At 70.6% G+C, this 4577-nt stretch carries 3 protein-coding genes and 1 pseudogene; 3 read left to right on the top strand and 1 reads right to left on the bottom strand.

Going from position 1 to position 4577, the window contains the following annotated elements:
- Window positions 1-1439 (top strand): glycosyltransferase (locus AC5LSR_RS16990; RefSeq protein ID WP_493468674.1); only part of this gene is annotated, 1439 nt, incomplete at its 5' end.
- Between the two features lie 52 nt (window positions 1440-1491).
- On the opposite strand, the pseudogene AC5LSR_RS16985 reads toward AC5LSR_RS16990, so the two are convergent.
- Window positions 1492-1833: pseudogene (locus tag AC5LSR_RS16985) on the bottom strand (NUDIX hydrolase); the annotation flags it as partial.
- Between the two features lie 854 nt (window positions 1834-2687).
- Here AC5LSR_RS16985 and AC5LSR_RS16980 point away from each other — a divergent pair.
- Window positions 2688-2888, top strand: a complete 201-nt coding sequence (locus AC5LSR_RS16980; protein WP_250283319.1) for a hypothetical protein — start codon at window positions 2688-2690, stop codon at window positions 2886-2888.
- Between the two features lie 641 nt (window positions 2889-3529).
- A complete protein-coding gene (gene gap, locus AC5LSR_RS16975) occupies window positions 3530-4537 on the top strand; it encodes a type I glyceraldehyde-3-phosphate dehydrogenase (RefSeq protein WP_250283316.1) in 1008 nt (335 codons plus the stop codon).
- Window positions 4538-4577: the final 40 nt, after the last annotated feature.

The following is a 4577-nucleotide window of genomic DNA, read 5'->3' as shown; positions in this document are numbered from 1 at the left end:
CGGCGGCCGGGGCCGGGCGGGCCGGCGCATCCGGGCGGGCCGGCGTATCTGAGCGGGCCGGGGCATCCGAACGGGCTGGGGCATCCGACAGGCAGCCGCGGACGGTGATGTACCTGGTCGAGGAGATGAACCGGGGCGGGGCGCAGCGGCGCACCGTGGAGCTGATGCGCCGGCTCGACCCGAACGAGTTCCGGCTGGTGTTCTGCTCGCTCAGCGGCCGGCGGGGCGAGCTCGATGACGAGATCCGTTCGCTCGGGGGCGAGGTGTACTACCGCCGGCTCGGCCCGGCCTTCCCGCTCACCTTCTACCTGCTGCTGCGCCGCGTGCGCCCGCAGGTCGTCCACGCGTACGCGTCGGATGCCACCGGGCTCGTGTTCGGTATCGCCCGGGTGGCCGGTGTGCCGCGCCGGGTCGCGCATTTCCGGGTCAGGGCCGACGGGGCTGGTGGCATCATCGGCCGGCCCGGTGACAGAACCGGAAGATCCGCTGGCGGAACCGGGTGGGCCGCTGGCGGAACCGGCTGGTCGGGTGCCACCACCCGCCGGCGGAGGCGCAACGCTGGCGCGCTTCTGCGGCACGCGGCGGGACAGGCGGCGCTCGACGCGAACGCGACCGATCTGCTGGCCGTGTGCGAGGCGGTCATGCGCGAGCTGTGGCGCCCGGAGTGGCGGGTCGACCCCCGCTGCCGGGTGATCTACAACGGGCTGGAGGTCGAGCCGTTCGGTGTCGCCATCGCGGCCCGCCGGCGTGCGCTGGAGAGCGTTCCCGAAGGGGCACGCAGCCCGGTCATCATGATCCATATCGGCCGGCCGGGAGCGAACAAGAACCGGGCCCGCGCCATCGACGTACTCGTCGCGCTGTGCGCGCGGGGGGTGGACGCCCGCCTACAGATCGTCGGGCGTCAGGACCCGGCGGAGACCGCGGAGCTGCTCGCCAGGGCGTCCGCCGGGGGGGTGCGTGGCCGCGTCGAGCTGCTCGGCGAGCGGGACGACGTGCCCCGGCTGCTGGTCGCCGCGTCGCTGCTGCTGGTCACCTCGTATCTCGAGGGCCTGCCGAGCGTCGTGCTCGAGGCGTGCGCGGTCGCCACTCCGGTGCTGGCCACGGACCTGCCCGGGATCGCGGAGGTCGCCCGCCTGCTGCCCGGGATCACGATGTTGCCGCTGTCCGCCACGGACGAGATCTGGGCCGACACGGCCCGGGCGCTGACCGCTGTCCAGCCGCTGCTCGAGGACCGGCGGGCGGCGCTGCGGCGCTTCGTGCGCTCGCCGTTCACGCTTGAGAACTGGCAGCGGGAGCTGACGGCGGTCTGGTCGCGGCCGCCTGAGCCGAGGCTGCCCGAGCGGTTGCCTGAACGGCACCGGCAGGCGGGCGGGCGGCTGTGCCCCGGCGGGCCGTCCAGCCGCCGTGCGAGAAGAACTCCCCGTCCGCCCAGCGGGTGACGACGTCCTGATCGGGCTGGGCGAACCGTTCGGGCAGGGCATCCAACGGATGCCAGGCCAGCCGGCGCGGCCGGCGGGGGAGGCCGGTGGCGGCCGCGCCGTGGGCGCCGGTGACGCCGTATGTGCGGGTGACGTGGAAGAACAGCCCAAGCTGTTCCCGGTCGTCCGCCCAGTGATGCGCCACGTGTTCCAGCCGGACATCCTCGAGCGTTGTCAGCAGCGCCGCCTGTTCACGCGCCACGCGGACCGCGGCGTCGCCGGCGGCCTGCCCCTCGAGGTTTCCGGCCGGCAGCCGCCAGCATGCCGGCGACGTCTCGTCGCCGGTGGTGAGAAGAATTCTGTCCCCGGTGCGCACCAACAGGTGAACCCGCACCGGCAGCGCCGACCGGCTCATTGTGCGGTGCGCTTTTCGTGGGGCGTGTCCCGGCACGTCGTCATGGCCGTATCCCGTTTCTCCGGACACCGTCGGGCCCGCTCCTGGCAGGGTGGTGCCGGTGCTGGCGGCCGGTGCCCTGTACCGGCGCGGTAAAGGTGCGGCGGCGCAGGTCGCACGACCGGGGGCTGTCGTCGTAACCTGTGCCGCCGCACCCGTGGTGCGGTACCGGCGCTCCCCACCCCGGTGGGGTGAGTGGGGACGGAGGCGGGGATCGCCGGTACCAGTCCGACCTCGGTGGCCGGGGCACGGTCAGCCGGCCACCGAGGAGTTCGTGGTCCCCTCGGAAAGGTCCCCGGCGACGCGAAAAAGGGGCATTATCGCGCGCCGCCGGAGACCAACTCGGAGCATGGATGACAATCAACATCCAGCGTCTTTCCGCCTCTTTGGAAGGCCGGCCGTCCGCTGAACTGTCTCGGAGCTTAGGGTGCGTCCGGCGGGTGCGTCCACTCTCAATTTCACGGTATCCGTGCCGGTCGAACTCCGGCTGCCGGACGATCAGTGCCCGGGCGTATTAGCCCGCCGGGGCGACGGCCGTCCGATGGCTGGTCACGCTCGAATCCAGAGGGTATCCGAACTCCCGGCCGGTGGGAACTCCCGGCTGTATTGTGTCCCGCTCCTGAAAACCGCGCACATCGTTCTGGCGGGGCCGTAAGAGGCCGTTCGGCGAATTATCGGAACTCCCTGTCGGGCGGGGAGATACGGCCGGGGCGGTACTCGCCGGGCGGGACTTCCGGCTCCGGCGGAATACGGACGTAATTTTCACAACCGGGCGACGACGGACATCTGGCGGTATCTCAACGGACGGTGGGCGCGTGGTGTGGCGGACGGTCCCGCTGCCTGCCCGCTGCCTGGCTGCCCGGAGCGCCTTCGCCCGGGGCGTCACGTTGACCGGCCGCGCGGCGCCGATCGGCGCGGCCGGCGCCACCGCGGCCCCGCCGCTGCCGGGACCGGGTGCTTCCGGGACCCGCCCCAGGGCCCGGCCGGTGGAACGGCGGTGGCGGGAGGTGCTGTGAGGTGGCGTGAGGGAGGTGGGAGAACGGTGACGGACGGGAACGGCACGGTGTCTCTTCCGGCAGGGTAGCGCGATGTGGTGTCCGCCACGTAAGGGGCCGGGGAAGGGGATATTGCGGGGCGATGGGTGCCTGTGTGATTGGTGTTACAGCCGCGGGTACCGTCGAGGACAGGCGGCCTTCCGAAGGGTGCGGCCGTAGCGGCCATACAGTTCAGGCGGTCGATTGGATGCGGTGAGTCACGGCTGCCGCCGATGGGTCGCGCCATGTCCTCCGCGACCGTGCCGGTCGGGCCGGCTCGGTCGAGCCATACTCGATCGAGCTGTATTGGTCGGACCGTATTGGTCGGACCATATCGATCGAGCCGCGCCGGCCGGGCCGTATCGGGCGGGCGCTGTCGGTCGGGCCGTACCGGTCGGGATTGCGGCGGTTGACGGATCGTGTTGATCGCCGGGCGACCGCCCGACCGCCCGGCCGGCCGGGGTCAAAACATCCCGCAGCCTACCAGAATTGAAAAAAGAGTCGAGCCGGGTAGTTCTGGACACGGCGGGCACGGATCTGTGAGGATGCCGGCCGGTGACCCTCAAAGTCGTTTAGGCTCACTGCGACAACGGAATGTACCGACGATAGAGGAGTTCTCTGACGTGGTTACGCGAGTGGGTGTCAACGGCTTCGGCCGTATCGGCCGCAACTTCTGGCGGGCGCTTCAGGCTAGTAAGCGTAACGACATAGAGATCGTTGCAGTGAACGACCTTACCGACAACAGGACACTTGCGCATCTGCTCAAGTACGATACTACGCTGGGCACGCTGTCGGAGCCGGTGAGTCCCGCCGACGGCGGGATCAAGGTCGGCGACGGCTTCCTCAAGGTGGTCTCCGAGCGTGACCCGGCGGCCCTGCCCTGGGGGGACCTCGGGGTCGAGGTCGTCGTCGAGTCCACCGGCCGGTTCACCAAGGCCGAGGACGCCCGCAAGCACATCCAGGCGGGCGCGAAAAAGGTGATCATCTCCGCGCCGGCCAAGGGCGAGGACCTCACCGTCGTCATCGGCGTGAACGACGACATCTACGACCCGGCGCAGCACACGATCCTGTCGAACGCCTCCTGCACGACCAACTGCGTGGCGCCGCTGGCCAAGGTTCTCGAGGACACCTTCGGCATCGAGCGCGGCCTGATGACGACCGTGCACGCCTACACCAACGACCAGGTCATCCTCGACTTCCCGCACTCGGACCTGCGCCGCGCCCGCGCCGCCGCCCAGAACATCATCCCGACGACGACCGGCGCGGCCAAGGCGACGTCCCTGGTGCTGCCGCAGCTCAAGGGCAAGCTGGACGGGCTGGCCCTGCGCGTTCCCGTCCTCGACGGGTCGGTGACCGACCTGGTCGTCACGCTCAAGCGCGAAGTCACGATCGAGGAGGTCAACGCCGCCTACCGGGCCGCCGCCGAGGGCCCGCTCAAGGGCGTCCTCGTCTACACCGAGGATCCGATCGTCTCCTCCGACATCGTGGGGACGGCCGCCTCCTGCACCTTCGACTCGCTGCTCACCATGGCCAGCGGCAACCAGGTGAAGGTCATCGGCTGGTATGACAACGAGTGGGGCTACTCCAACCGCCTGGTGGACCTCACCGCCCTCGTCGGCGGACGCCTGTAGGAACATCGGGGCGGAGAACCCTGTCGGCCTCCGGCGATGC

This window comes from Protofrankia sp. CiP1_Cm_nod4, from assembly GCF_982290645.1.
Note: the sequence above shows the minus strand (reverse complement) of the source record. Positions and strands in the feature narration are given on the sequence as shown.